Below are 25,630 nucleotides of genomic sequence, written 5' to 3'. Positions count from 1 at the left end.
AGATTGCGCCTGAATCGCAGATCCTCAATACCGTCGAAGAAGGGGTCTGGGCCATCTCGACCGATGTCATAGTACATCCTGAGGCATCGTCCCGGCAGAGGGGCAGGCTCTACGCTTCGCCTGCGCGCGCCCGGTGTGAGGCAGTCCGCGCATTTCGGGGCTGTTTCGATGACGATGTTGTTTGCTCGCCGGGTCCTGGCGCTGGTCGGTGGTCTTGTGCTCACGCTGGCGCTGCTGGCCCTGCCTCAGACCGCGCAGGCCCAGCACACCTCGCTTCTCTGCCCGCCTCAGAGCGCGACCGTTGCCCAGGGCGGCACCGTCACGATCGACGTTACGGACTGCGCCAGCACTATTGCCTTCGCAGGCATAGGCGACGTCGATGGCGGCAGTTATGGGGCTGCGGATTTCGAGGACCATGGTGCCGGGGTTCTGCGCATCACGGGCGGACGCTGGTTCCTGGATTACAGCCACAACGGGTCGACCGGGGTGGGAGGCACAGATGTGTTCGAAATCACGGAGGCGGATGGCAATGGCGACGTCCGGGTCACCGTCACGATCACCGCTTCCGCATCACCGATAACCGTACTCCCCGGCAACTTGCCGACCCTCCGGGCAGGTGCTCCATTCTCTCAGACACTAACAGCGAGCGGCGGACTAGCCCCCTACACCTTCACCCTGCAGTCAGGCGTTCTGCCCGCCGGGCTGACGCTTTCGAGCGGAGGGGTTCTGTCCGGCTCCCCGACAGAGCGTGGGGGTTATTCGTTCAGCGTCCGCGCACGAGACGCGACCAGCCCGACCGCACAGTTCGTCGATAAGGGCTATACGGGATCGGTCCAGAACCCTTCGCTGGCTCTGGTTCAAAATACCGGTACGGCCTCGTTGGGAGCACCCTTCTCGCAGACCCTGGCGACCAGTGGTGGCGTCGCACCGTACAGTTACATGGTGGAAACCGGCAGCTTCCCCGCCGGCATCTCGATGTCGTCCGCCGGCATCATCAGCGGCACCACGAATGCGGCCGTGGGTGACTACACAGTCGGTCTGAGGGTCACGGATGCCAGTACCGGGTCCGGCAGCTATTTCGAACTGGAGACCTTTACACTCTCCGTGGCGGCTCAGCCGACCGTATCGATCTCGGTATCACCCGCCAGCGTCAGCGAGGACGGTGCCGGCAACCTGACCTATACGGTAACCCGCAGCGCGGCCTCGGCAAGTCCCTTGACGGTCAATCTGACCACGTCGGGCTCGGCGACTACCGGAACGGACTATAGCGGCAACGTATCCACTGTCACGATTCCGGCTAACTCGACCACGGGGAGTGTCGTGATCGATCCGACGGCCGACAGCCTGTTCGAACCAAACGAGACGGTCATCCTCACGATCGCTTCAGGGACCGGCTATGCCGTGGGTTCGCCCGGTTCTGCGACCGGAACCCTGACCAATGACGACGCGTCGGGAACATCGACATTCTGCCCCAACCTGTATGCCACGGTCGCCTATGGCGGCTCGGTAAGCATCAACGCCGGATCCTGTCATGTCGGTTTCGGGCTCGGCACCGTCGTGACCCAGGCCACGCATGGAACCGGCACGGTCGGACCGTTCGGCGCGAACCAGACGATCAACTATGCCCATAACGGGACCAGCGGTGCGAGCGATGTCTTCACCGTCCTGGACGGCGAAGCGCCGCCGAATAACTTGATCAGAGTCAACATCACCATTCTGCCGCCAGTGTCGTCGATCGTCGTCACGCCCGCTGACCTGCCAGGCATGACGGCGGGTACGGCATTCAGTCAGGCTTTGACGTCGACGGGCGGGACGGGACCCTACACCTATTCCCTCGCCAGTGGTGCCTTGCCCGTCGGGCTGAGCCTGAGCTCGTCGGGCCTTCTGTCCGGGACGCCGACGGAGCGCGGAACCTACACCTTCAGCGTTCAATCCCAAGATTCGCTAGGGACCACGGCGGTGAAAGGCTTCACTGGCACGGTGCAGGCGGGTTCTCTTTCCCTGGCCGTCAATACCGGGACGGCAAGCCAGGGCTCCGCCTATTCGCAGACGCTCGTCGCCAACGGCGGTGTCGCCCCGTACAGCTATCTGCTGGAGACCGGCGCTTTCCCGACGGGCATCACGATCTCGTCCGCCGGTGTCATCAGCGGCACGACAACGGCGGCACCCGGCAGCTATCCGGTCACCCTACGGGTGACCGATAGCAGTACGGGCCCAGGCAACAACTTCGAGCTGGAAACCTTCACCCTGCAGGTCGCCTCTCTGCCTAGCGTCTCGATCGCCGTTGCGCCCGCCAGCGTCAGCGAGGACGGGTCGACCAACCTGACCTACACCGTGAGCCGCAGCGTGGCCTCCGCCAGCCCGCTGACGGTCAATCTGACGACGTCCGGCACGGCGACAGCCGGTACGGACTATACTGGCAACGTCGCCAGCGTCACCATCCCGGCCAATGCGACCACCGCCACCATCGTGCTCGACCCGACCGTCGATGCCGGTGTCGAGGCGGATGAGACGGTCATCCTGACGGTCGCCAGCGGGACCGGTTATGTTATCGGTGCACCCTCGTCGGCGACCGGCACCATCCTGAACGACGACGTGCCGACCGTGTCGATCGCCGCGGCTCCGGCGAGCGTCAACGAGGATGGTGCGCCCAATCTCGTCTACACCCTGACGCTCAGCCAGGCTTCCGGCTCGGCCATCAGTGTGAACCTCACCGCCGGCGGGACGGCGACCAGTGGCGCGGACTATGCCACCTTCACCAGCCCGGTGGTCATCGCGGCGGGTGCGACGACGGCGACCGTGGTCGTCAATCCGACGGCCGACGCCACCATCGAGCCGGACGAGACGGTGATCCTGACGGTGGCGGCAGGCACCGGCTACACCGTCGGCGCTCCGGCCTCGGCAACGGGTACCATAACGAACGACGACCTGCCCTCGCTGACCGTCAACGATGTGTCATTGAACGAGGGCAATGCCGGTACCACGACGGCGACCTTTACCGTCAGTCTGTCGGCCCCGGCCGGACCGGGCGGCGTGACGTTCGACATCGCGACGGCCAACAACAGCGCGACGGCGGGCGTGGACTATGTCGCGCGCAGCCTGACGGCCCAGACCATTGCGGTGGGGGCCAGCACCTATGCCTTCGACGTCTTGATCAACGGCGATCTGCTGAACGAATTGTCCGAAGCGTTCTTCGTCAATGTCAGCAATGTGAGCGGAGCGCTCGTCGCGGATGGCCAGGGACGCGGCACCATCCAGAACGACGATGCCGTACCGACGCTGTCTATCGACGATGTGACCTTGATCGAGGGCAACAGCGGCTTCACCAACGCCGTGTTCACCGTCACCCTGAGCGCCGCCAGCGGTCGTGCGGTCACCGTGATCTATGCGACGGCCAACGACACGGCCACGGCCGGTGTCGACTATGCCGCCGCCAACGGCACCCTGACCTTCGCGCCGGGCGTCACCACCCAGACCATCTCGCCCGCAGTTCTGGGCGACACGGTGGTCGAGGCGGACGAGACTTTCGACATCGCCCTGTCGGGTCCCATCAATGCCACCCTGGCCGACGGCACGGGGCAAGGGACGATACAGAATGACGATGCGACCCCGGTTCTGACCAGCATCGCGCCCGCGTCCGGGCCGGCTTTGGGCGGCACCGTCGTCACCCTGACCGGTTCTGATCTGACGGGCGCGACAGGGGTGCGGTTCGGTGCGACGCCCGCGCGCAGCTTCACCGTCAACGGTCCGACCTCCATCACTGCCACGGCCCCGGGCGGGACCGGTGTGGTCGATGTCACCGTCATCACCCCCAGCGGGACCACGGCCGTGACGGCGGCAACCCGGTATACCTTCATCGGTGCGCCGGTCGGCTCCGGGCTCAATCTGACGGCCCCCTACAATGACGGCACAGGCACGGCCGCCAGTCTGGACCTGTCGACGGTCGTGACGGGCGCGGTGACCAGCTATGCCGTCGGCACGGCCACGCGCGGCACGGTCACCGCCACGGGATCGCAGGTTCTGTATGTGCCCAACGTCGGTTATGCCGGGCCGGACAGCTTCACCTTCACCGCCACCGGGCCTGGAGGGACGTCCACACCGGCCACTGTCAATGTCAATGTCAGCCTGCCTAGCCTGACCCTGGTGCCCGGCACCCTGGCCAACGGACAGCGCGGCCAGGCCTACAGTCAGACGCTGGCGGCGAACGGGGGTGTGGGCCCCTACACCTACAGCGTCACCGCAGGGGCGCTGCCCACAGGCCTGACCCTGTCGCCCGGCGGGATTCTGTCCGGCACACCCCAGGTCAGCGGGGCGTTCAACGTCAACGTCACCGCGACGGACAGCTCGACCGGTGCCGGTCCCTTCTCGATCGTGCGCGGCTATACGCTCAACATCGCGGCCCCAACGGTCACACTGACGCCCGCCGCAGGGCCGCTGTCGGGCGCGACGGTCGGTGTCGCCTACAGTGAACCGCTGTCGGCCAGTGGCGGGGTCGCGCCCTACAGCTTTGCTGTTACGGCCGGATCACTGCCGACCGGTCTGACGCTCGGAGCCAATGGCAATCTGACGGGCACGCCCACGACATCCGGCGTCTTCACCTTCACCGTCACCGCCACCGATGCGGCGGCGGTCGGATCGGGTGGCCCCTATACAGGATCGGCGGTCTACACCTTGTCGGTCGGAGATGCCGCGCCTGTCGCGGCCGCGACCAGCGTGACCGTCGCCTATGGCGCGGGTGCCACGGCGGTCCCGCCGGTTCTGAGCGGAGGTCCCACCACCAGTGTGGCGGTCGTCACGGCCCCGGCCCGGGGAACGGCGACGGCGTCCGGCGCGACGCTGAGCTACACGCCCAACGCCGGGACCTATGGCACCGATACCTTCACCTATGCGGCGATCGGGCCGGGCGGGACGTCCGCGCCGGCCACGGTCAGCGTGGCCATCGCGGCTCCGGTGCTGAGCCTCGCGCCCACGACCCTGACGGATGCCCAGGAGGACGTGGCCTATACGGCGACCCTGACCGCGTCCGGGGGAGCCGCACCCTACAGCTTTGCCGTGACGGCGGGTGCGCTCCCGGGCGGGCTGACGCTGGCCTTGGACGGTGTCCTGTCCGGCGTGCCGACCGCGCAGGGTGGCTACGCCTTCACCATAACCGCGACCGACAGCTCGACCGGCGCTGGGCCGGCGTCGGTCAGCCAGGCGTTCAATCTGACCATCGGTGCGCCACCGCCGCCGGTGGTGGTCTCGCCGCCGGGCACGATCCCGGCCGAGGGAGGCTCGCGAGGGGGTGAGCCCGTCCGGATCGATCTATCGGCCCTGGTCACAGGCGATGTCACCGAAATCCGCATCGGCACGCCGCCGCAGAATGGAACCCTGACTCTGGAAACGGTAGCCGGGCCCAACGGACCGATCGTCACGGCGATCTACACCGCCAACGCCGGCTTTGAAGGGGCGGACAGCTTCACCTTCCTGGCCGTAGGCCCGGGTGGGACCTCCGCGCCGGCAACCGTCAGCCTGAACATCGTCGGCCTGGACCCCACGGCGCCGAACCTGACCGCCACGACCGAACAGGGCCGACCGGTCACCGTCAATCTGACGGCCACGGCGACCGAGGGGCCATTTGCCGATGCTGCGATCGTCTCCATCAGTCCTGCAACGGCGGCGACCGCGGTGCTGGTGCCGGCCGGAACCATGGGTGATCGCAGCTTTGCGATGACCGTCACGCCGCGCGCCGACTTCAGTGGTGTAGTCGTGGTCACCTATACGCTCAGCAACAGCGTCGGCACCTCGCTGCCGGCGACGGTGACGCTGACGGTCAGTGCGCGTCTCGACCCGTCGGCCGATCCGGATGTCCGGGCCCTGTCGACGGCACAGGCCGAGGCCGCACGTCAGTTCGCGACGACCCAACTGGGCAACTTCAACCGTCGGAACGAGCAACTGCATGGCGATGGGCGTGGCGGTTCGGCCATGGGCCTGTCCCTGACCGGTGGCCGCAACGGGCTGTTCCAAAGTCCGCTCGACGAGCTGCCTTGGGCGCAGCGCGAGCGGGAACTGGCCGAGGACCGGGAAGCCTCGCTGCTCGAACTGCCGGACCACATGGGCCGCCCGGATACGAGCGCTCTGGGTGTCGCGAGAGCTCAGGCGCCCGTATCCGGCGGCGGACCTCGCGAAATCGGCGACATCGCCTTCTGGACTGGCGGCGCGGTCACGGTCGGCGGTTATGACGAGACCGCCCGGACGTCCAGCTTCGACGTCAGCACCTCGGGCATCAGTGCGGGGGCCGACGTCAAGATCAGCGACCAGCTGACCATCGGCGCGGGCGGCGGCTATGGCTCGCAACGCACCGACATCGGCGAAAGCGAGACCGGCCGGCTGGATGGCGAGACCTGGAGCGCGGCCCTCTATGGCAGCTATCGCCCGAAACCCGGCGTCTTCATCGATGGCGTGCTGGGCTATGGCTCCCTGGCGTTCGATACCCGACGGCTGGCGACCAACAGCCTGATCGCCCAGGGCGAGCGGGACGGGGACATGGTGATGGCGTCCCTGACCGCCGGTTGGGATCGTCAGCGCGGGTCTTCACTGTTCTCGACCTACGGCCGGATCGACTATGTGCTGACGACGCTGGACGCCTATGCAGAGACGGGGGCAGGCCTCTACAACCTGTCCTTCGACGAGCGGGAACTGGAGTCCGTTATCGGGGCCATGGGCATCCGCGCCCAGATGGAGCGCCAGTTCCGCGACAGCGTCCTGATCCAGACCGGGCGACTGGAATGGCGTCACGAGTTCGGTGGGCTGGACGGACAGGCGCTGGACTATGCCGACATCGGGGGCTTCCGTTATGTGATCGACGGCGAGCGCTGGATGCGGGACGAACTGGCCGCCGAACTGGGTCTGGAGATGCGCTACGACAGCGGACTGGTGCTGGGCGTCGACATCGGCGGTCGCTTCAGCAACGGCAGCCGGGGGGCGACACTCCGGTTCCTGCTGGCCAAGCGGTTCTAGGGCGGTGGTGAACCGGGGCGTGGGCGCATCCGTCCACGCCCCGGCACTTTGCTCATCGGCGACTGGACTTTGGGCCGTCGGGAATGCTCTGTTGGGCGTTCGAGGGCGCGGCATCGTTTCATTGCGAGCGGAGACGCCCCGATCCATGGGGAAGAACCAGAATGAAGCGCCTGCTCCTGGCCACGGCGGCCTCCTTGTCCTTCGTCGCACCGGCGTGGAGCCAGGCCCCTGCGCCTGCCGAGGCGCAGCCGGGCCAGGACGCGACGGCCGCTGCTGCCGCAACAGCGGATGCCGAAAAGGATGACGACGCCAAGTGGGATGTGCAGGCGCCGCCGGGACCGTCGCGCGACATCTCCATCGACGTGACGCGCGGCACCTGGATGTCGCTGGACGTCAGCCCGGATGGCCGGACCGTCGTCTTCGACCTGCTGGGCGACATCTATGTGATGCCGATCGGGGGCGGAGAGGCGCGCGCCATCGCCAGCGGTATCGCCTGGGACATGCAGCCCAAATGGTCGCCCGACGGTCGCCATATCGCCTTCACCTCGGACCGGGCGGGCGGCGACAATATCTGGATCATGGACGCCGACGGGTCGAACCCGACCCAGGTATCCAAGGAGACCTTCCGCCTGCTGAACCAGCCCGAATGGTCGCCAGACGGCGAGTTCGTGATCGGGCGCAAGCACTTCACCTCAGCCCGGTCGCTGGGAGCCGGCGAGCTGTGGATGTACCATCGCTCGGGAGGCGGCGGGGTGCAGATGACCGAGCGCCGCACGCCCCAGAAGGATACGGGCGAGCCCGCTTTTTCACCCGATGGCCGCTACGTCTATTTCAGCGACGACGCCACGCCGGGCAACACCTTCGAATACTCCAAGGACGTCAATGGCCAGATTTACATCATCCGGCGCCTGGATCGCGAAACGGGCGAGATCGAGCCCTATGTGACTGGCCCTGGCGGCTCGATCCGCCCCACGCCCTCGCCGGACGGCCGCTCGCTGGCCTTCATCCGTCGGGTTCGGTACCAGTCGGTGCTGTATGTGATGGACATCGAGTCCGGGCGCGAGACGCCGGTCTTCTCCGGCCTCGACCGCGATCTTCAGGAAACCTGGGCCATCCACGGCGTCTATCCGGCGATCAGCTGGACGCCGGACAATCGCTCCATCGTCTTCTGGGCCGACGGCCGGATACAGCGGGTCGAGGTCGCCTCCGGCACCGTGTCCGACATTCCCTTCCACGTGGCCGACACGCGCCGCATCCAGGAGCCGGTGCGCACCGTTGTCGATGTGGCTCCCGACCAGTTCGACGTGAAGATGATCCGCTGGGCCAAGCCGTCGCCGGACGGCTCGCGCGTGGTGTTCGAAGCCCTGGGCAATCTGTGGATCCGCGACCTGCCGACCGGCACGCCGCGCCGTCTGACACGTCAGTCCGACCACTTTGAACTCTACCCCTCGTGGTCCCGCGACGGGCGTTCGGTCGTCTACACGACCTGGGACGATCAGGAGCTCGGCACGGTGCGGATCGTGTCCGCCAATGGCGGCGAGGGGCGCGTGGTCACGCAGAACCCCGGCCACTATGTCGAGCCGACCTTTTCTCCGGACGGGCGCACCATCGTCTATCGCACCGTCGATGGCGGCGGCCTGACCAGCGCCCTGTGGAGCCGAAACCCCGGCATCTATCGCGTGTCGATCTCGGGCGGGGAGGCCGTTCGCATCACCGACGAGGGCGTCGGCCCACAGTTCGGGGCGGATGGCGAGCGGCTGTTCCTGACCGGTCGCGACGGCGACAAGCGCACGCTGATCTCGGTCAACCTGGACGGTGCCGACCAGCGGACCCACCTGACCTCGGAATGGGCCAATGAGTTCGCCATCTCGCCGGATGGTCGCTGGATTGGCTGGACGGAGCGGTTCAATGCCTATGTCGCGCCCTTCGTGGCGGCGGGACGGCCGATCGCGGTCAGTACGGACGGCAAGGCTCTGCCCCAGGCTCGGGTCACGCGAGATTCCGGCGAATGGCTGAGCTGGTCGGGCGATTCACAGCGGCTGCAATGGTCGCTGGGATCGGAGCTGTTCAGCCGCGACCTGAACCAGGCCTTCACCTTCGTGGAAGGCGCGCCGGACGAACTGCCCAAGCCGGATGAGCGCGGCATCAACATCGGCTTCACCGCAGACGCCGACAAGCCGCAGGGGCGCATGGCCCTGACCGGTGCGCGGCTGATCACCATGAACGGCACCGAGGTGATCGAGAACGGGGTCGTCATCGTCGACGGCAACCGGATCGAGGCCATCGGACCCGCGGCCTCGACCCCTGTCCCGGCGGGCGTTCCCGTCATGGACATGGCGGGCAAGACCATCATGCCCGGCATTATCGACGGCCACTGGCACGGGGCGATGGGCTCGGACGAGATCATTCCGGAGCAGAGCTGGGTCAACTATGCGTCGCTGGCCTTTGGGGTGACGACGATCCACAACCCCTCAGCCGACACCAGCGAGATCTTCGCCCACAGCGAACTGGCCCGTGCAGGTCGCGTAGTGGCCCCGCGCATCTTCTCCACCGGCACCATCCTGTATGGCGCGACCAGCGGGGCGACGGCCAAGATCGACAGCCTGGACGACGCCCTGTCCACCCTGCGCCGCATGCAGGCGGCCGGGGCGTGGAGCGTCAAGAGCTACAACCAGCCGCGCCGCGATCAGCGCCAGCAGGTCATCGAGGCGGCGCGCCAGCTGAACATGTCGGTCGTGCCCGAGGGCGGCTCGCTGTATCAGCACAATATGTCGATGATCATCGACGGCCACACCACGATCGAGCATTCGATCCCGCTGGCCCGGCTGTATGATGACGTGCACCAGTTGTGGCGTCAGACGAACGTTTCGTACAACCCGACGATCGTCGTGGCCTATGGCGGAAGCTATGGCGAAAACTACTGGTATCAGGAAAGCCAGGTCTGGAACGATCCGATCCTGACGCAATATGTCCCGCGGCGTCAGCTGGATGCCCGGGCGCGTCGTCCGGTTACCGCACCGGACAATGAGTGGAACCACATCTCCGTCGCGCGCGAGGCGACGCGCCTGGCCAATGAGGGCGTCAACGTCCAGATCGGGGCCCATGGCCAGCGCGAAGGCCTGGCCGCGCACTGGGAGATGTGGAGCCTGGCCCAGGGCGGCATGGCACCGCTGGAGGTCATCCGCGCGGGCACTCTGAACGGGGCCAGGGGTCTGGGTCTGGACCGCGACCTGGGCTCGCTGGAGGTCGGAAAGCTGGCCGACATGGTGGTGCTGAACTCAAACCCGCTGGACAACATCCGCAACACCACGGCCATCGCCTACACCATCGCCAACGGCCGCGTGTACGACAGCGGCATGAACGAGGTCGCCCCGCGCCAGCGGCCCCGTCAGCCGTTCTGGTTCTCCGGCGCGGATGGCGAGGCGGTGTCGACGACGGCGACCGAGAGCGACACCCACGGCCACGACAGTCACTAAGGGCCTTCTCCCTCCCCTTTATGGGGAAGGACAGACCGCGCAGCGGTCAGGGTGGGGCCCGAAGCCGAGAGCTCTGGCCCTTTCGAACCCCACCCTGTCGTCGCTTTGCGCCGACATCCCTCCCCATGAAGGGGAGGGAGATTTACTCCGCGCTGTACCGCTCGGCCACCGGATCGTAGCGGTCCCAGACCTTGCGGTCGGCCAGCGACCGCAGCAGCTTGATGTACTCCGCGTGGGTCCAGGCCAGCGGCGTGGCCGAGTTGGTGCCCTGACCGGGCTTGTAGTCATAGGCCGTGTCGTTGCCGACGCCGTCCCAGACCTGTTCCGGCAGCAGCAGGCCACCGTTGGCGAAGGATTCCATGCCGCGGACATACAGCAGGCGGATGCCGTTCAGGCTGGATTCGCGCCAGCCCTCGTTACCGGAGGTGTCGGCCAGGACGGCGGCCAGATCGTAGTGGCCGCGCTCGCCGGTGAAGAAGGGCCAGACGCGGCCGCGCTGGCCGGGGGTCATGCCGCCGACGCCATAGCCGTTGCCGGTCTCGACATTCTCGCCATAGCCGTCGTTGCCATAGCGACGCCAGGCCGGGACGCCGTTCAGATCGTAACGGACCCGCAGCCGATCCTCGCGCGTCTGGTCGTCATATTCGGGCAGGGTGGCGACGATCGAAGAGGCATAGGGCGGGCGAACGCCATAGCGGACCAGTTCCAGAAAGCCGCCGTCGACGATCTGATCCTCAGGCAGGCCCTGCTGGGCATTGGCCTCGCCTATGGGGGCGCGGTCGTTGGGGTCCTCGTTGCGGGTGATGCGCACGAAGTATTTGCCGTCGCCGAGCGAACCCTCGGTCGTGAACATGCGGCTCTCGATCTTGCCCGCATAGTCGTCGGCGGTGGCGAGGTAGCGGTCAGCCGATGCGGTGTCGCCGGACGCCCGCGCGATCTCGGCGGCCGTGACCAGACCCGCGACCACGGCGGCGGTGGTGGAGGGGGAGTAACCCTCCTGTTCCTCCCACCGCTCCTGCTGGGTCCAGGGCGGGGTGACGGTGCGGTCGTTCCAGTTCAGCCCCAGCTTGCCCCCCTCGACCAGGAAGTCGGCGGCGGGCTTGATCATGCGGGTGTACATGCCGGCCATTTCGGCGTCGGAGACCAGTCCGGCCTTCCAGAGCTTGTAGCCCAGCATGATGGGCATGGCGGTCTGGTCCAGCTGGACCGCGACCCATTCGATGGTGCCATCGACCCAGGTCTTCTGCAGGAACCAGCCCGTGGCCCCTGTATTGCCGGGCGTGTCGGCGCGGACCTGCACCTGAGGCAGGTAGCGGAAGGCGGCCAGCGGCGTCTCGGTGTCGCCCAGCGCCAGCATGGCCATGGCCACCTGATAGAAGTCGCGCGGCCAGACGGCCTTGTAGCCCGTCGAGGGATTGGTCGCATCGACCGTGTCGCCCCATGGGTTGGACAGGCTGGCGATCAGGGCCCCGGCATGGGTCCGATCCTCCTGCACCTTCAGCATCAGGGCCGAGGCATAGGCCAGCTTGCCGCCGTCTGTGGACTGTTCGGCGATGCGGGGCAGATCGGTGAGGGAGGCGATATAGTCTTCCCAGCCCACGGCGGAGCCTTCGCCGTTGAAGTTGGCGAGGACGGCATCGAGGCCGACCAGATAGGTCCGTTTTGCTTGATGCATTGCATCAGCGGGCGAAGGCCCAAAGCCGATAACAAAATCTCGTTGTAGACTTCCGCCCGTTTCAAGCGGCTCCAATGCGCCGGTCAGCATGGTATTGCCGCGCTGTTCTCCGGTTGAGAAATAGACATCGTCCAACCGGCCATCTCGCAGGTCAGTCAAGCCATCTGAAGTACCCATGAACCCAGCCGAGACCACCTGAAAGGGCTTGTCGGGCAGCAAGACCAGATTAGCGTCACCCTCCGATGAAAAGAGGTAGTCGTTGAAGGCAATGGCTTCATCGCCAACGCCGGTGTTGGCCATGTGCGGTTCGAGCAGCAGGTACGGTGTAATTCTGCCTGCCATCGCCTTGATGTTCGTACGCACGACCAAGGACTGGCTATCCGGGTCGGTGTAGATGCGCTTTTCGATCTCGTAGCGACCCTGGTTGTCCGTGGTGATGACGCGATAGGCCGGCGACAGGGGGCGACCGTTGGCATCGGTGTGCAGGTATTCGGTGCGGCTGGTGGTGTCGGTCCCTTCGACCGACAGGCCGGTTTCGGTCACGACGGCAAAGCGTAGCTGCTTGATCTGGGCCTCGTGGATGAGGCCGTACATGGTCTCGGTCAGGACCCCGTCGGCCAAGGAGAACCAGACGCGGCTGACGTCGCCGGTCGGGCCGCCGTCGGCGTAGCGGCCGTCGACATAGGCCTCGTAGGACGCGCCCGCCCCGGTCTTGGCCGCATTGACCCAGGTCGGGGCGTCGCCGGGTGCGCCGGGGGCGATGCGGGCCTGGTCCTGGGCGAGGGCAGGGGCGGTGCACAGGGCCAGGGCGGCGACAGAGGCCAGGATCAGGGATTTGGTCATGTGGGGACTCACAGGTTCGGCGACAGAAGGAAGGTCAGGGGCACGTCGAGGCGGCTGTTCCAGCTCTTCTCGTTGTGTTCGGCGGTGGGGAAGACAAGCGTCCGGAAGCGGTCGGGGCCCCAGCCGGCGTCACGGATCACCGTGTCGATGCGCGACTGGAAGAAGACGTAGAACTGGTCCAGGGTCTCGTCGCCGCGATCCATATAGAGGCGGTGCTTCGCCGGATCGGGCAGGCCGCGCCGGATGACGTCGGACCAGGCCTGGACCACCGCCTCGCGCCAGGTGTTGAGCGCATCGCCCTCCAGCCGCTCGAGCCGCAGGGGCCAGTGGGTGGACAGGCAGCCGGCGGCGCCGAAGACGTCGGGGTGCTTCATCATGGCATAGAGCGAGATCAGCCCGCCCATGCTGGAGCCCGCGATCACCGTTTCGTCGCGGCCGGGCAGGGTGCGGTACTCGCTGTCGATGCTGGGCTTCAGCTCTTCGACCAGAAAGCGCAGGTATTCGTCGGACAGGGGAGCGCCGCCGTACATCGGCATCAGGCTGTCGCGGACCTCGGCGGGCAGGGCGGCGATCAGGTCAGCGGGGGCGTATTCGCGCAGGCGCAACGGTGTGTTCCAGACGCCGACGACGATGGGGGCGCGGACCTGACCGGTCTCGATCAGCCGCACCAGATGCTCGTCCACACCCCATTCGCCGAAGTTGGCGCGCGCCGGGTCGAACAGGTTCTGGCCGTCGTGCATGTAGAGGACGGGGTGGCGATCCGAGCCGGCGTCATAGCCGGGCGGCAGCCAGACAGTGACGTTGCGCGGCCCCAGATGCGCCGAGGCCACGGCCTCGTATTCGACCAGACGCCCGCCCGCGATCGCGCCGGCCTGGGCCACTACCTGTGCTTGGGCCGCGCCGGCGAACGGCAGGGCGGCGAGGGTGGCCAGGAGGCCGCGCCGGTTCACGCCTTCACCTCGCGTACCCGCAGGCTCATGACCGCGGCGATGAAGAAGCTGATCCCGCCGACCACCAGGGCCCAGATGGCCTGGGACTGGAACAGGGCGTTGAGCATCAGGCCCAGCAGGGTCGCGGCGACCAGTTGCGGCACCACGATGAAGATGTTGAAGACGCCCATATAGACGCCCATCTTCCGCCCCGGCACGGCGCTGGACAGGATGGCGTAGGGCATCGAGACGATCGAGGCCCAGGCGATGCCGACACCGATCATTGGCAACCACAGCATCTGGGGATCGCGGATCAGGAAGATGCCGATCAGACCCAGGCCGCCCATGGCTAAGGCGACCGCATGGGCCCCGCGCTTGCCGATCCGCCGAGCCAGCACCGGCAGGGCGAAGGCCACCAGGGCCGCGACGCCATTGTAGATGCCGAACAGGACGCCAACCCAGTCCGCCCCCTGATTATAGGCCACCGAGGTCGTGTCGGACGACCCGAAGTGGACGGCGGTGACGGCGGCGGTGGTGTAGATCCACATGGCGAAAAGGGCGAACCAGCTGAAGAACTGGACGACGGCCAGACCGCGCATGGTCTCGGGCATGCCGAACATGTCGTCCAGGATTTCGGTCAGGCCGTTGGATTTTGCGGCGCGGCGGAAGGCGGCGACGAGTAGTTGCAGCGCGCCGAAGCCCGCGACGAAGCCGGCCAGCACATACAGCTCCTTGCCGACGGCCTTGCGCCAGTCCTCGACGTCGGCGGGCAGGGCGACGGCCTGGTCACGCACGAACCAGACGGCGAGGAAGGCCAGGGCCCCGACGGCCAGCCAGATCAGCCCTCCGTTGAGATAGCGAGCGGCGGGGCGCTGTTCGTGATCGGTCAGCGGTGCCGGGCGGACGCCTTCGAAGGCGTCGATCTGTTCGGGGCTGTATTCTTTTGTCGAGAAGACAGTCCAGAGGACGGCCGTCAGCATGAAGGCGGCGCCGACGTAGAAGCTGATCCTTACGCTGTCGGGGACGATGCCTTCCGGGGCGGTATTGGCGACGCCGCCCTGGGTCAGCAGCCACGGCAGGCAGGAGGCGAAGACGGCGCCGGTGCCGATGAAGAAGCTCTGCATCGCATAGCCGGTGGCGCGCTGTTCCTCGGGCAGGTTGTCGCCGACGAAGGCGCGGAACGGCTCCATGGTGACATTGATCGCCGCGTCCATGATCCACAGCGTCGCCGCCGCCATCCAGAGGACGGGGGCGTTGGGCATGAAGATCAGTGCCAGGGTCGTCGCGATGGCCCCGAACAGGAAGTAGGGACGGCGACGGCCCAGAGGCCCCCAGGTCTTGTCGCTGAAATGGCCGATGATGGGCTGGACGATCAGGCCGGTCAGGGGCGCGGCGATCCACAGGATGGCCAGGCTGTCGACCTCGGCCCCCAGGGTCTGGAAGATGCGGCTGTTGTTGGCGTTCTGCAGGCCAAAGCCGATCTGGATGCCGAAGAAGCCGACGCACATGTTCCAGATCGCCAGCCGCGTCAGGCGGGGGCGCGCGGTCAGCAGGGTCCGGGGGGCATAGTCGGTCAACGGCGAGCCCTTCCGATCGGCACGAAGCGAATGGCCTGACCGCCGCCGGGGGCGAGACGCAGGCTGAGGGTGTCCGCAGCGGTCACTTCACGCTGTTCGATCACGATGTCCTCGCGCTTGCCCCTCCAGTCGGCCTCGGGGCCGTCGCGATAGATTTCGGCGCGGTAGCGTCGTCCGGCATCGAGGAAACCGAGATGAGCCGACAGCACGCGCGGCTCCTCGTCCGTCACCGCGCCCAAACACCAGATGTCGGAGTTCCGGTCCTTGCGGGCGGTGACGATATAGTCACCGATCTCGCCGTCCAGCACGCGGGTCTCGGCCCAGTCGACCGGCACGTCCTTGATGAACTGGAAGGGGGCCGGATTGGCTTCGTAGTTTTCCAGCAGATCGGCCGCCATCTGGATCGGATTATAGATGACGACATACAGCGCCAGTTGCTTGGCCCAGGTGGTGGCGACGCCGTCCGGGCTGCGGGTCTGCATGCCGAAGATGCCCGGGGTGTAGTCCATCGGCCCGGCCAGCAGGCGGGTGAAAACCAGATTGGCCTCATGCTCCGGCGGATTGCCCGGCTGGCCCCAGGCGCTGAACTCCATGCCGCGCGCCCCTTCGCGGCTGATCATATTGGGATAGGTGCGGCGCAGGCCCGTATCCTTGAATGGTTCGTGGGCATTGACCGCGACCTGATACTTGGCCGCCGTCTCGACGACCCGCATGTGGTGCTGGACCATGGGCTGGCTTTCGTGCCAGGCCAGGCGCGGCTGGCCATCGGGCCCGGCGACCCGCGCGCCACCCGCGTCGGCGACATAGCCGGTCTTGACCGAATGCCAGCCAAACCGCTGCATCTGGGCGAAGGCGGGGTCCAGCTGCTTGTCATAGTGATAGGCGTTGCCGCCCGTCTCGTGGTGGCCGATGATCTCCACGCCCTTCTGGCGGGCATAGGCGGCGACGCGTTCGATGTCGAAATCGGGATAGGCCTGGGTAAAGCTGTAGTCCCAGCCGGTGCCGAACCAGTCGCCGTCCCAGCCGACGTTCCAGCCCTCGATCAGCACGCCGCCAAAGCCATGCTTGGCCGCGAAATCGATGTGTTTGATGGCGTTTTCGGTCGTGGCCCCGTGTTTGGGCCCGGAGTTCCAGCTCTTCAGCTCCAGGTGCATCTCCCACCAGATGCCGATGTATTTCATGGGTTTGAACCAGCTGACATCACCCAGCACATTGGCTTCGTTCAGGTTCAGGATCAGGTGCGATTCGACCAGATCCCCCGCCCGGTCCGCGATCTGCAGCGTGCGCCAGGGGGTGGAGAAGGGGGCGGTGCGCTCGACGGCCGCATTGGTCAGGCCGGGTGTCAGCGCCGCCTTGAACCGCCCGCCTTCGACCCGGCGTAGGTTCATGCCGGCATAGTCGACGCAGGCCGCCTCGTGCAGCGAGACATGCAGGCCGTTGTCGGTGCGCACGGTCAGCGGCGTCTGGGCGACACCTACGCCGTCGATGCGGGTGCGGTTGTAGAGGTACTCCTCGCGGTTCCATTCGAAGGCGGGGATCCACCAGGCGGTGCCGGGCTCGACGACGGCGAACTCGGTCAGCTCGTCGCCGATGCGGACGGTTGTCAGGCCGGGCTGTTCGGGGAATTCGTAGCGGAAGCCGATGCCGTCGTCGTACAGGCGGAAGACCACGTCCAGCCGCCGCTGCAGGCCGTTGCGCTCGGTCAGACGGACCCGCAACTGGGTATAGCGATTGCGGATGAAGCGCTGCTCGCCCCAGGGCTGCTCCCAGGTGTCATCGTGCTGGGTCGGGGCCTCTGCGGAAACGGTGAAGTTGCGCTCCAGCTTGGGACCGTCGGTGAGGATGAAGCCCAACCGCGAGGGGGCGATGACCGGGCGACCCAGGCGCGTGACCGAATACTCGGGGCGACCCTCGCCATTGACCCCGACCTGAACCGACAGGACGCCGTCGGGCGACGACGCCGTGACCGAGGGTGCAGCGGCCTGCGCCCTCGCCATTCCGGGGGCCATGGCGGGGGCCGCGGCCATCAAAGCCGTGGTCGTGATCAGGAAGCGGCGGGTCAGCATCAAGGGGCACTCCGGCAACAGGGGCTTGCCAAGCGCGACCGTAGCGGCGCAGAACAAGCAAGGTTTGCAGCAAATTTTGCAGACGTGATTTCGACCGGAGCCGAAGCGTGACCCGCAACACCCGTCTGGAAGACCTGGCCAAGCTGGCGGGCGTCTCGATTTCGACGGCGTCGCGGGCGCTGAACGACAGCCCGGCGGTCAATGCGCGGACCAAACAGCTGATCTGGAAGCTGGCGCGCGAACACGACTATCCGTTCCGCCGCTACATGCCCGCCGGACCCGTGGGGGCCGAGGGCGTCATCGCCCTGGTCACGCCCCGTCCGCAGGGGCGGGAAGGGCGCCTCAGCGATCCCTTTTTTCTGGAACTGCTGGCCGGGGTCGGCGAGGCCGCGCGCGAGCGGGGATGCGACGTGATCTTGAGCCACTTCTCGCCGGCCAACCATGACGACATGGCGGCGGCCATGAACACTCGAGCCGATGGCGTTATCTTTCTGGGGCAGAGCTTCCTGCATCAGAGCCTGAACCGTCTCGCCGAAACCGAGGGGCGGTTTGTGGTCTGGGGCGCCGAACTGGCCGATCAGCTCTATTGCTCGGTCGGGTCCGACAACCTGGCGGGGGGGCGCCGCGCGACCCTGCATCTGGCCCGGTTGGGACGAAAGCGTATCGTGTTCCTGGGCGATCTGGACCCGCCCGAATCGATGCAGCGGCACCGGGGCTATCTGGAGGCCCTGGCCAAATCCGGGCTCGACGCCGATCCGGATCTGATCATGGAGGCGCATTTCGAGGTCGAATCCGCGGAAGCCTCGGTCGACAGTCTGATCCGGCGCGGCGTCCAGTTCGACGGCATTGTCTGCGCCTCGGACCAGATCGCGCTGGGGGCCGTGCGGGCCCTGCTGCATGCGGGCTTGCGGGTGCCCGAAGATGTCTCGGTCATCGGCTTCGATAACGTCCCCTTCAGCCGCTACAGCCGCCCGGCCCTGACGACGATCGCCCAGGACACGATGAAGGCGGGCCGCCTGCTGGTGTCCAAGCTGCTCGACAACTCCGGCACATCCGTTGGCCGGTCGGAGCGTATCCCCACCGACCTGATCGTGCGCGAGAGCTGCGGCGGCTAATTCCCCCCCCCTCGGGGGAGGGGGACCATCCGAAGGATGGTGGAAGGGGCCTGCCGCGACGCCTGCGTCCAGGGTTTGCCCCCTCCACCGCTTCGCGGTCCCCCTCCCCCAAGGGGAAGGAATGAGGGCGCTCTGTATCATGCCGTGGCCATGACCAGGCCGGCCATGGGCGGCAGCTGGCCCTCTGGCGGGGCGTTCAGATTGACCGCCTCGATGACCCGCCAGCCGTCGGGCAGGGTCCAGTCGGCGGCGGCATGGCCCAGGTTGAAAACACAGATCAGTCGCTCATTGCCCTGGGTGCGCTCGAAGCTGAGCAGGCCGGGCCCGGCGTCCAGCATCGCCATGTCGCCCCACATCAGGGCGGGCTGTGATTTGCGGAACGCCACCAACCGCCGGGTGGAATGCAGCATGGAGGTCGGGTCGCCTTCCTGACGATCCACGGCCAGCGCAGCATGGCGCGGGTCCACCGGCAGCCAGGGCTCGATGGACGAGAATCCTGCCTGCGGCCGATCGGCCTGCCACGGCATGGGGGTGCGGGCTCCGTCCCGGCCCAGGGTCTGGGGCCAGTTGGTGATGGCCTCGGGATCGGTCAGGCGCTCGAACGGCACCTCCGCCTGGGGCAGCCCCAGTTCCTCGCCATAGTAGATGAAGACATTGCCGCGCAGGCACATCAGCAGCAGCATCGCCATCTCGGCATAGGCCTTGGGGTCGCGGCCCTGGGCCCAGCGTGAAATGGCGCGCGGCGCGTCGTGGTTCGAGAAGGTCCAGGACGGCCAGCCCTGACCGCCCCGCCCGTGCCAGACCTCGGCCCCCTCGCGCACCAGATCCGGCGCCAGGGACGGGGCATAGAGATACAGGAAGCCATAGGCGCTGTTCAGATGCGTGTCGCCGGCGGTGAAGGCCTGCATCTCGCGTTCGGCATGGTCGCCGCCGACCTCTGCCACGCTGAACCGGCCGCCATAGCTGTCCGTCAGGGCGCGGATGCGGGCGACGAAGTCGACGATGCCGGGCTGGGACTGGTTGTTGATCTTGTCCTGAAAGTCGAAGGGGCGGGTCCGCTTGCCGCCGGGGGGCAGGGGTGGATTGTCCGTTAGTTTCGGATCGTGCATCGCGAAGTTGATGGCGTCGAACCGGAAGCCGTCCACACCCCGATCCAGCCAGAAGCGGGCGGCGTCCAGCAGGGCGTCCTGAACGTCCGGATTGTGCAGGTTCAGCTGCGGCTGCGAGGGCAGGAAGTTGTGCATGTAATACTGGCCGCGCCGGGCGTCCCAGGTCCAGGCCGGGCCGCCGAAGACGGACTGCCAGTTCGACGGCGGCGATCCGTCGGGCTTGGCATCGGCCCAGACGTACCAGTCGGCGTGCGGACCGGTGCGCGACTGTCGGCTGTCGTCGAACCAGGCGTGCTGGTCCGAGGTATGGGCGAACACCAGATCGGTGATGATCCGCAGGCCCAGCCGATGGGCCTTGTCGATCAGGCGGTCGAAATCGGCGAGGGTGCCGAAGATCGGATCGACGTCGCAATAGTCGGCCACGTCATAGCCGAAGTCCTTCATCGGCGAGGTGAAGAAGGGGCTGATCCAGACCGCATCCACGCCCAGGGAGGCGATATGCCCAAGCCGATCGGTGATGCCGTTCAGGTCGCCGATGCCGTCGCCGTTGCTGTCCGCGAAACTGCGTGGATAGACCTGATAGATGACGGCCCCGCGCCACCATTCGGTGTCGGCGGCGGTCTGGACGGCGGGGTGTTCGAGCGTAAGGGCGGTCACGTCACAGGGCCTTCGGATACACAGACGATGTAGCCCAAAGCGGGCACGGAAACAGACACGGCACCGGGGGCAGCGCTGGCGGTCGGACAGGTGCCAATCAGACTGCGCCAGTCTGCACTGCCGACGTCCACCTGCACATTCACCTGCCGGGCCTCGGTCGCGGTGTTGAAGACCACCAGGGTCTCGCCGGCATCGTCGAGGCGAGACAGGGCCAGGATACCCGGTGTCTGATCGGCGGTGCGAACCAGGACGCGGCCCCGGCGCAGACGGGGATCGGCGGCGCGAACGCGGGTCATCTCGGTGATGCGGCGGTACATCTCGGCCTCGGTATCGAATGGGCCCGAGGCCCGACCGATACGGCGGTCATCGGCATAGCTGGGGACGCGGGTCTCGAACATGTCCTGACGCGAGCGGCGGTCGTCGCCGTCACCGGTGAAACCTTGTTCGTCGCCATAGTAGATGACCGGCACGCCGCGCCCCAGGATCATCATGGCTTGGGCCAGGGTGGCGCGATCCAGCAGTTCCCGATCCGAAATGTCGGGCCGTTCCTTCAGGATCAGGTGCCCGATCCGACCCATGTCGTGGTTGCCGATGAAGGTCGGCAGGCGTAGCGCGGCCGCCTCGCCCCCTTCATAGACGGGGTCGGAATGGATTACGCGGGCCAGGCGATCCGCGCCCTGCGTGCCAGCCACAGACTCCTGCACCGCCCGCTGCCAGGCGAAGTCCAGAACGCTGGGCAGGCCGTCGACGCGGGTGTGGCGCGCCAGCTCGCCAGGCTCGAAGGCATAGATTTCGCCGAAGATGTGGAAGTTGGGGATGCCCGCCGCCTCGGCCCGCGCCAGCATGGCGGGCACGAACGCCTGCCAGAAGGTAGGATCGACGTGTTTGACGGTGTCGATACGATAACCGTCGATGCCATAGCGCTCGATCCAGTCGCCATAGACCTCGATGAAGCCCCGGACGACGCGCGGATGTTCGGTCATCACATCGTCCAGACCCGCGAAGTCGCCGTCCAGCGCGCTCTCGCCATACCAGGCGCTGTTGCCCCTGTTGTGATACAGGCCGACCTCATTCAGCCACACCGGTGCCTTGGCCGTCTCCTCGCCAGCGGGCACATAGGGCGTATAGGCATAGTCGGGGCGCACGATCCGAGCGACGTCTGTGCCGTCGAAGTCCGGATTGATCGGGTCTCCGTCCAGCCCGCCGCGGCGCTGCACCGGATAGTCGCGGCTCCAGCGATAGTCGCAGTCGTTGGCCGGGCATTCGCGGTACTGAATGACGTCCGCCGTGTGATTGATGACGATGTCCAGATAGACCTTCATCCCCCGCGCATGGGCCGCATCGACCAGGGCGCGGAAATCTTCGTCGGTGCCCAGGTGCGGATCCACGCGGGTAAAGTCGGTGATCCAGTAGCCGTGATAGGCGGCGCTTTCCTGACCCGGACGACCCTGGACAGGCTTGTTCCTGAACACCGGCGCGATCCACAGCGCCGTCGCACCCAGGCCCTGGATATAGTCCAGTCGCTCGGTCAGGCCCTTCAGATCGCCGCCGTGATAGAAGCCGGGATCGGTGGGGTCGTAGCCTGTCGTCAGCCGATCGCCGGTTAGACCACCCCGGTCGTTGGCCATGTCGCCATTCTCGAAACGATCCGGCAGCAGGAAATAGATGACCTCGTCCTCGGCCGGACGCTGGCGCAAGGCCTCAAGGGCGGGGCTCTGAGCCCAGGCCGCGCTCGTGGCGCACGACATTACGGCACTCAGTGCGGCGCTCAGGGCGATTCGCCGCCTGCGCCCTGTCACAGCCTTTCCTCTCATGGGCGGCCTCCCTCAAATGTCCACAGACGACATGGCCTGCTGGATCGCTTTGCAAGATTTTGCAGTCGTTTGGCTGGCTGTCAATCCATTGATGTCGAATGGCGAAATCACGGCGAAAGGCCCCAAAATCCTTGTTGCGCCGCAATATATGCCGTTGTGGCGTCGCATTTTCGTCACTGTTCAACAGCTCATCGAGATTACAGGCTTGCAACATTCTCACAAGTTTGCATAACTTTGCGATCAGAGCCCGGACGCTTCACCAGAAATGCGACGACGGCCTGAGGGAGAGAGAATGATGAGAACCCACGTCACACGTCGTGCGCGTCTGTTGACCGGTGCCGCCATCGGTGCCGTCAGCCTTCTGGCATTCGCCGGCGGCGCGGCCGCTCAGGATGCGCCGGCCCAGCCCGATCCGGACGAAGCGACCGAGATCGACGAGGTCGTCGTCACCGGCATCCGCGCCTCCATCCAGAACTCCATCGCGGCCAAGCGCAACAACAGCTCGATCGTCGAGGTCATCACGGCCGAGGACATCGGCAAGCTGCCGGACGTGTCGATCGCCGAATCGCTGGCCCGCCTGCCGGGTCTGACGTCGCAGCGCCTGGATGGGCGCAGTCAGGTCATCAGCGTGCGCGGCCTGGGCCCCGATTTCACGACGGCATTGCTGAACGGGCGCGAACAGGTGTCCAGCGGCGACAACCGTGGCGTCGAGTTCGACCAGTATCCGTCCGAACTGCTCAGCGGCGTGACCGTCTACAAGACGCCGGACGCCGCCCTGGTCGGGCAAGGCCTGGCCGGGACGGTCGACCTGCAAACCGTGCGTCCGCTGACCTTCGGGCGACGCGCCATCGCGGCGAACTTCCGCTATGAGCTGAACGACAAGGGCGCGCTGAACGCCGGTACCGAGGACGCAGGCGAGCGTTACAGCCTGTCCTATATCGACCAGTTCGCCGACGACACCATCGGTATCGCCTTCGGCTATGCCCACACCGGTTCGCCCTATCAGGCCGAGCAGTTCCGCGCCTGGGGCCCGCCCTATCCGACGACCGGGGACAACAATCTGGTGCTGGGGGGCGCGGAGTTCCGCGTCATGTCCGGCGACCTGCAACGCGACGCCTTCATGGGCGTGCTGGAATGGCGCCCCAACGACCGCAGCCGCACCATCATCGACGCCTATCACTCGACCTTCGACAACACCCAGATCCTGCGTGGTCTGGAAGCGCCCCTGTTCTGGGGGGGCTTATCCGAGTTTCCGTCAAGAAACGGTGGCGCGACGCCTCCGGTACTCGGCGGCTGTGAAATTAGCGGAAATGTTCAGGTTCCCGGGCAGTGCCGTCCCGGCCCCGCACTTCGCCCCGACTTTACTGTCGAGGACGGCCTGATCACCAGCGGCACCTTCGACAACGTCAAGGCTCTGGTTCAGAACTATGAGTTCGCGCGTGAGACCGAAATCAACGCCCTGGGCTTCAACACCCAGTACGACCTGACCGACCGTGTCATGCTGGAGGCGGACGTCAGCTGGTCCAAGGCCGAGCGCAGCGACGAGCTTTACGAGACGCTGGCCGGAACGGGCCGCAACATCAATGGCGCTCTGGACTCCTTCGGCTTCCAGATTCAGCCAGGTGAGGCACCGCGCTTTACGGCCAACCTCAACTATGCCGATCCCAACCTGATCGTCCTGACCAGCCCGCAGGGCTGGGGTGGGGCTTCGGCTCCGAACGGCCAGGACGGCTATCTGAACAGCCCGGCCATCGAGGACGAACTGACCGCGATCAACCTGTCGGCCCACATCGATCTGGAGGGCGGCAGCGCCTTCAGCCGTCTGGAAATCGGCGTCTATGGCAATGAGCGCGACAAGTCGCTGGACAACGAACAGTACTATCTGGTCCTGCCGAACTCGCCCGGTAACCTGCGTGTGCCGGACCGCTTCCTGCTGGCTCCGACATCGTTGGACTTCGTCGGCATCAACGGCGGCGTGCTCAGCTACGACGTCTCGGGTCTGGTCGGTAGCGGGGCCTACAACCTGATCCCCAACCTGGATGCTAACGTCATCGCCGGCAGCTGGGCGGTCAACGAGAAGATTCTGACCACCTATATCAAGGCCGATATCGATACGACCATGGGCTCCATCCCGGTCACGGGTAATCTGGGCGTGCAGATCGTCCATACGGATCAGAGCTCGGACGGCTTCTCGGCCAGTGGGAGCGATGTGGCCCCCATCTCGGGCGGCGACAGCTATACGCAGCTGTACCCCTCGCTGAACCTGATCTTCGAGCCATGGGAAAATCAGTTCATCCGCATGGCCGCGGCCCGCACCTTTGCGCGTCCCCGGATGGATGAGCTGCGTGCTTCCCAGACCTATGGGGTCAATCAGCAGAACGAAGGATCGACAGATCCGCTTCAGGCGTACTTCAACGGTGGCGGTGGCAATCCGGAACTGCGTCCGTGGATCGCCAATGTCTTCGACATTTCCTACGAGCGCTATTTCGGACGGTCGGCCTACATCTCGATCGCGGCCTTCTACAAGGATCTGGAATCCTACATCTACAACCAGAACGTCCTGTTCGACTTCACCGGTTATCCAGTCATACCCGGTGACACGCCCGCCTCCTTTATCGGTCAGATTTCCTCGCCCCAGAACGGCGAGGGCGGGTCGATCCAGGGTGTCGAATTCGCGGTCTCCACGCCTTTCGATTTCATCCACCCCTGGCTGGAAGGGTTCGGCGGGACGTTCAGCATCTCCTCGACCGAGAGCGACATCACGCCCAATCCAAGCGAGCCGTCGCAGCCCATTCCCGGTTTGTCGGAAGTCGTCGCCAACGCCACCCTCTATTACGAAAAGGACGGCTTCCAGGCGCGGGTCAGCAACCGTTACCGTTCGGAGTTCACGGGTGAGGTCTCGGGCTTCGGCAACTCGCGCACCTTCCGCCAGGTCGGCGAAGAGAGCGTCGTCGATGCCCAGATCGGCTATCAGTTCCAGTCAGGACCGCTGGAAGGCCTGTCCTTCCTGGCCCAGGTCAACAACCTGACGGACGAGGAGTTCACGACCAACGTCAACAGCGACGAGCGTCAGACCATCAACTACCAGTCCTATGGCCGGACCTTCCTGTTCGGCATCAACTACCGCTACTGACCGCCCTGAACGGTCGAGACTGGGGCCGCCGCGGGAGACCGGGGCGGCCTTTTCTTTGGCCGGGCTTCCTTATGCCGGGTGGGGCACATTTGGTTACCGCCTGCAAGAATGCGCTGGACGTGACCGCGCACGGATGAAACCTAGGCTTCTTGATCGTCGTGCGGATGCCGCCGACGACCCCCGGGGAGAGACATGACCGACACTTCGACCGCACCACGCAAGGGCACAGGCCTGGCC

Annotated in this window: 11 protein-coding genes; 5 read left to right on the top strand and 6 right to left on the bottom strand. The window is 66.2% G+C overall.

What is annotated here, in order from left to right; translation table 11 throughout:
- Window positions 1-168: 168 nt before the first annotated feature.
- Window positions 169-6,999 carry a putative Ig domain-containing protein gene (locus tag JHC81_RS05310; protein WP_292171640.1) on the top strand — a complete coding sequence of 2,277 codons (6,831 nt, stop codon included), beginning with the start codon at window positions 169-171 and terminating at the stop codon, window positions 6,997-6,999.
- 161 nt (window positions 7,000-7,160) lie between these two features.
- Window positions 7,161-10,475 (top strand): amidohydrolase family protein, encoded by a 3,315-nt coding sequence (locus tag JHC81_RS05305; protein WP_292171639.1) that lies wholly within the window; start codon window positions 7,161-7,163, stop codon window positions 10,473-10,475.
- Window positions 10,476-10,617: 142 nt separating this feature from the next.
- Here JHC81_RS05305 and JHC81_RS05300 read toward each other — a convergent pair whose 3' ends face one another.
- The 4 genes from JHC81_RS05300 to JHC81_RS05285 all read right to left on the bottom strand — a co-directional run bounded on the left by JHC81_RS05300 (window position 10,618) and on the right by JHC81_RS05285 (window position 17,565).
- Window positions 10,618-12,993, bottom strand: a complete 2,376-nt coding sequence (locus tag JHC81_RS05300; protein WP_292171636.1) for a glucan 1,4-alpha-glucosidase — start codon at window positions 12,991-12,993, stop codon at window positions 10,618-10,620.
- Window positions 12,994-13,001: 8 nt separating this feature from the next.
- On the bottom strand, window positions 13,002-13,943 hold the full coding sequence (locus tag JHC81_RS05295) for an alpha/beta hydrolase-fold protein (RefSeq protein WP_292171633.1): 942 nt from the start codon (window positions 13,941-13,943) through the stop codon (window positions 13,002-13,004).
- Entirely contained in the window at window positions 13,940-15,430 is a 1,491-nt protein-coding gene (locus tag JHC81_RS05290; protein WP_292171689.1) for an MFS transporter, read from the bottom strand. The genes JHC81_RS05295 and JHC81_RS05290 overlap by 4 nt, the downstream gene beginning before the upstream one ends.
- A gap of 65 nt (window positions 15,431-15,495) precedes the next feature.
- Window positions 15,496-17,565: a glycoside hydrolase family 97 protein gene (locus JHC81_RS05285; protein ID WP_292171630.1), complete on the bottom strand. Its 2,070-nt coding sequence runs from the start codon at window positions 17,563-17,565 to the stop codon at window positions 15,496-15,498.
- Window positions 17,566-17,672: 107 nt separating this feature from the next.
- Here JHC81_RS05285 and JHC81_RS05280 point away from each other — a divergent pair, with 107 nt between their 5' ends.
- On the top strand, window positions 17,673-18,680 hold the full coding sequence (locus JHC81_RS05280) for a LacI family DNA-binding transcriptional regulator (RefSeq protein ID WP_292171629.1): 1,008 nt from the start codon (window positions 17,673-17,675) through the stop codon (window positions 18,678-18,680).
- A 137-nt stretch (window positions 18,681-18,817) separates the two neighbouring features.
- On the opposite strand, the gene JHC81_RS05275 is transcribed toward JHC81_RS05280, so the two are convergent.
- Window positions 18,818-20,446, bottom strand: a complete 1,629-nt coding sequence (locus JHC81_RS05275) for an alpha-glucosidase family protein (protein ID WP_292171627.1) — start codon at window positions 20,444-20,446, stop codon at window positions 18,818-18,820.
- Entirely contained in the window at window positions 20,443-22,194 is a 1,752-nt protein-coding gene (locus tag JHC81_RS05270) for an alpha-amylase family glycosyl hydrolase (RefSeq protein WP_292171624.1), read from the bottom strand. Before JHC81_RS05270 ends, JHC81_RS05275 begins: the two co-directional genes overlap by 4 nt.
- On the opposite strand from JHC81_RS05270, the gene JHC81_RS05265 reads away from it, so the two are divergent.
- Both JHC81_RS05265 and JHC81_RS05260 read left to right on the top strand, forming a co-directional pair.
- Complete coding sequence (locus JHC81_RS05265; RefSeq protein ID WP_292171621.1) at window positions 22,181-22,492, top strand: hypothetical protein; 312 nt, start codon at window positions 22,181-22,183, stop codon at window positions 22,490-22,492. The two genes, JHC81_RS05270 and JHC81_RS05265, sit on opposite strands and share 14 nt — an antisense overlap.
- Before the next feature lie 60 nt (window positions 22,493-22,552).
- A complete protein-coding gene (locus JHC81_RS05260) occupies window positions 22,553-25,393 on the top strand; it encodes a TonB-dependent receptor (protein ID WP_366465661.1) in 2,841 nt (946 codons plus the stop codon).
- Window positions 25,394-25,630: the final 237 nt, after the last annotated feature.

It is taken from the genome of Brevundimonas sp. (genome assembly GCF_016463295.1).
Taxonomy (GTDB): Bacteria; Pseudomonadota; Alphaproteobacteria; order Caulobacterales; family Caulobacteraceae; genus Brevundimonas.
The sequence above is the reverse complement of the archived record's forward strand: the minus strand, read 5'-3'. Positions and strand labels throughout refer to the sequence as shown.

What these genes read in the sequence shown, in the direction of transcription:
- JHC81_RS05305 (WP_292171639.1), top strand. Translation starts at nt 7,161, where the DNA reads ATGAAGCGCCTGCTCCTGGCCACGGCGGCCTCCTTGTCCTTCGTCGCA.
- JHC81_RS05300 (WP_292171636.1), bottom strand. Translation starts at nt 12,993, where the DNA reads ATGACCAAATCCCTGATCCTGGCCTCTGTCGCCGCCCTGGCCCTGTGC.
- JHC81_RS05260 (WP_366465661.1), top strand. Translation starts at nt 22,553, where the DNA reads ATGATGAGAACCCACGTCACACGTCGTGCGCGTCTGTTGACCGGTGCC.
- JHC81_RS05285 (WP_292171630.1), bottom strand. Translation starts at nt 17,565, where the DNA reads ATGCTGACCCGCCGCTTCCTGATCACGACCACGGCTTTGATGGCCGCG.
- JHC81_RS05270 (WP_292171624.1), bottom strand. Translation starts at nt 22,194, where the DNA reads ATGTCGTGCGCCACGAGCGCGGCCTGGGCTCAGAGCCCCGCCCTTGAG.
- JHC81_RS05310 (WP_292171640.1), top strand. Translation starts at nt 169, where the DNA reads ATGACGATGTTGTTTGCTCGCCGGGTCCTGGCGCTGGTCGGTGGTCTT.
- JHC81_RS05290 (WP_292171689.1), bottom strand. Translation starts at nt 15,430, where the DNA reads ATGTGCGTCGGCTTCTTCGGCATCCAGATCGGCTTTGGCCTGCAGAAC.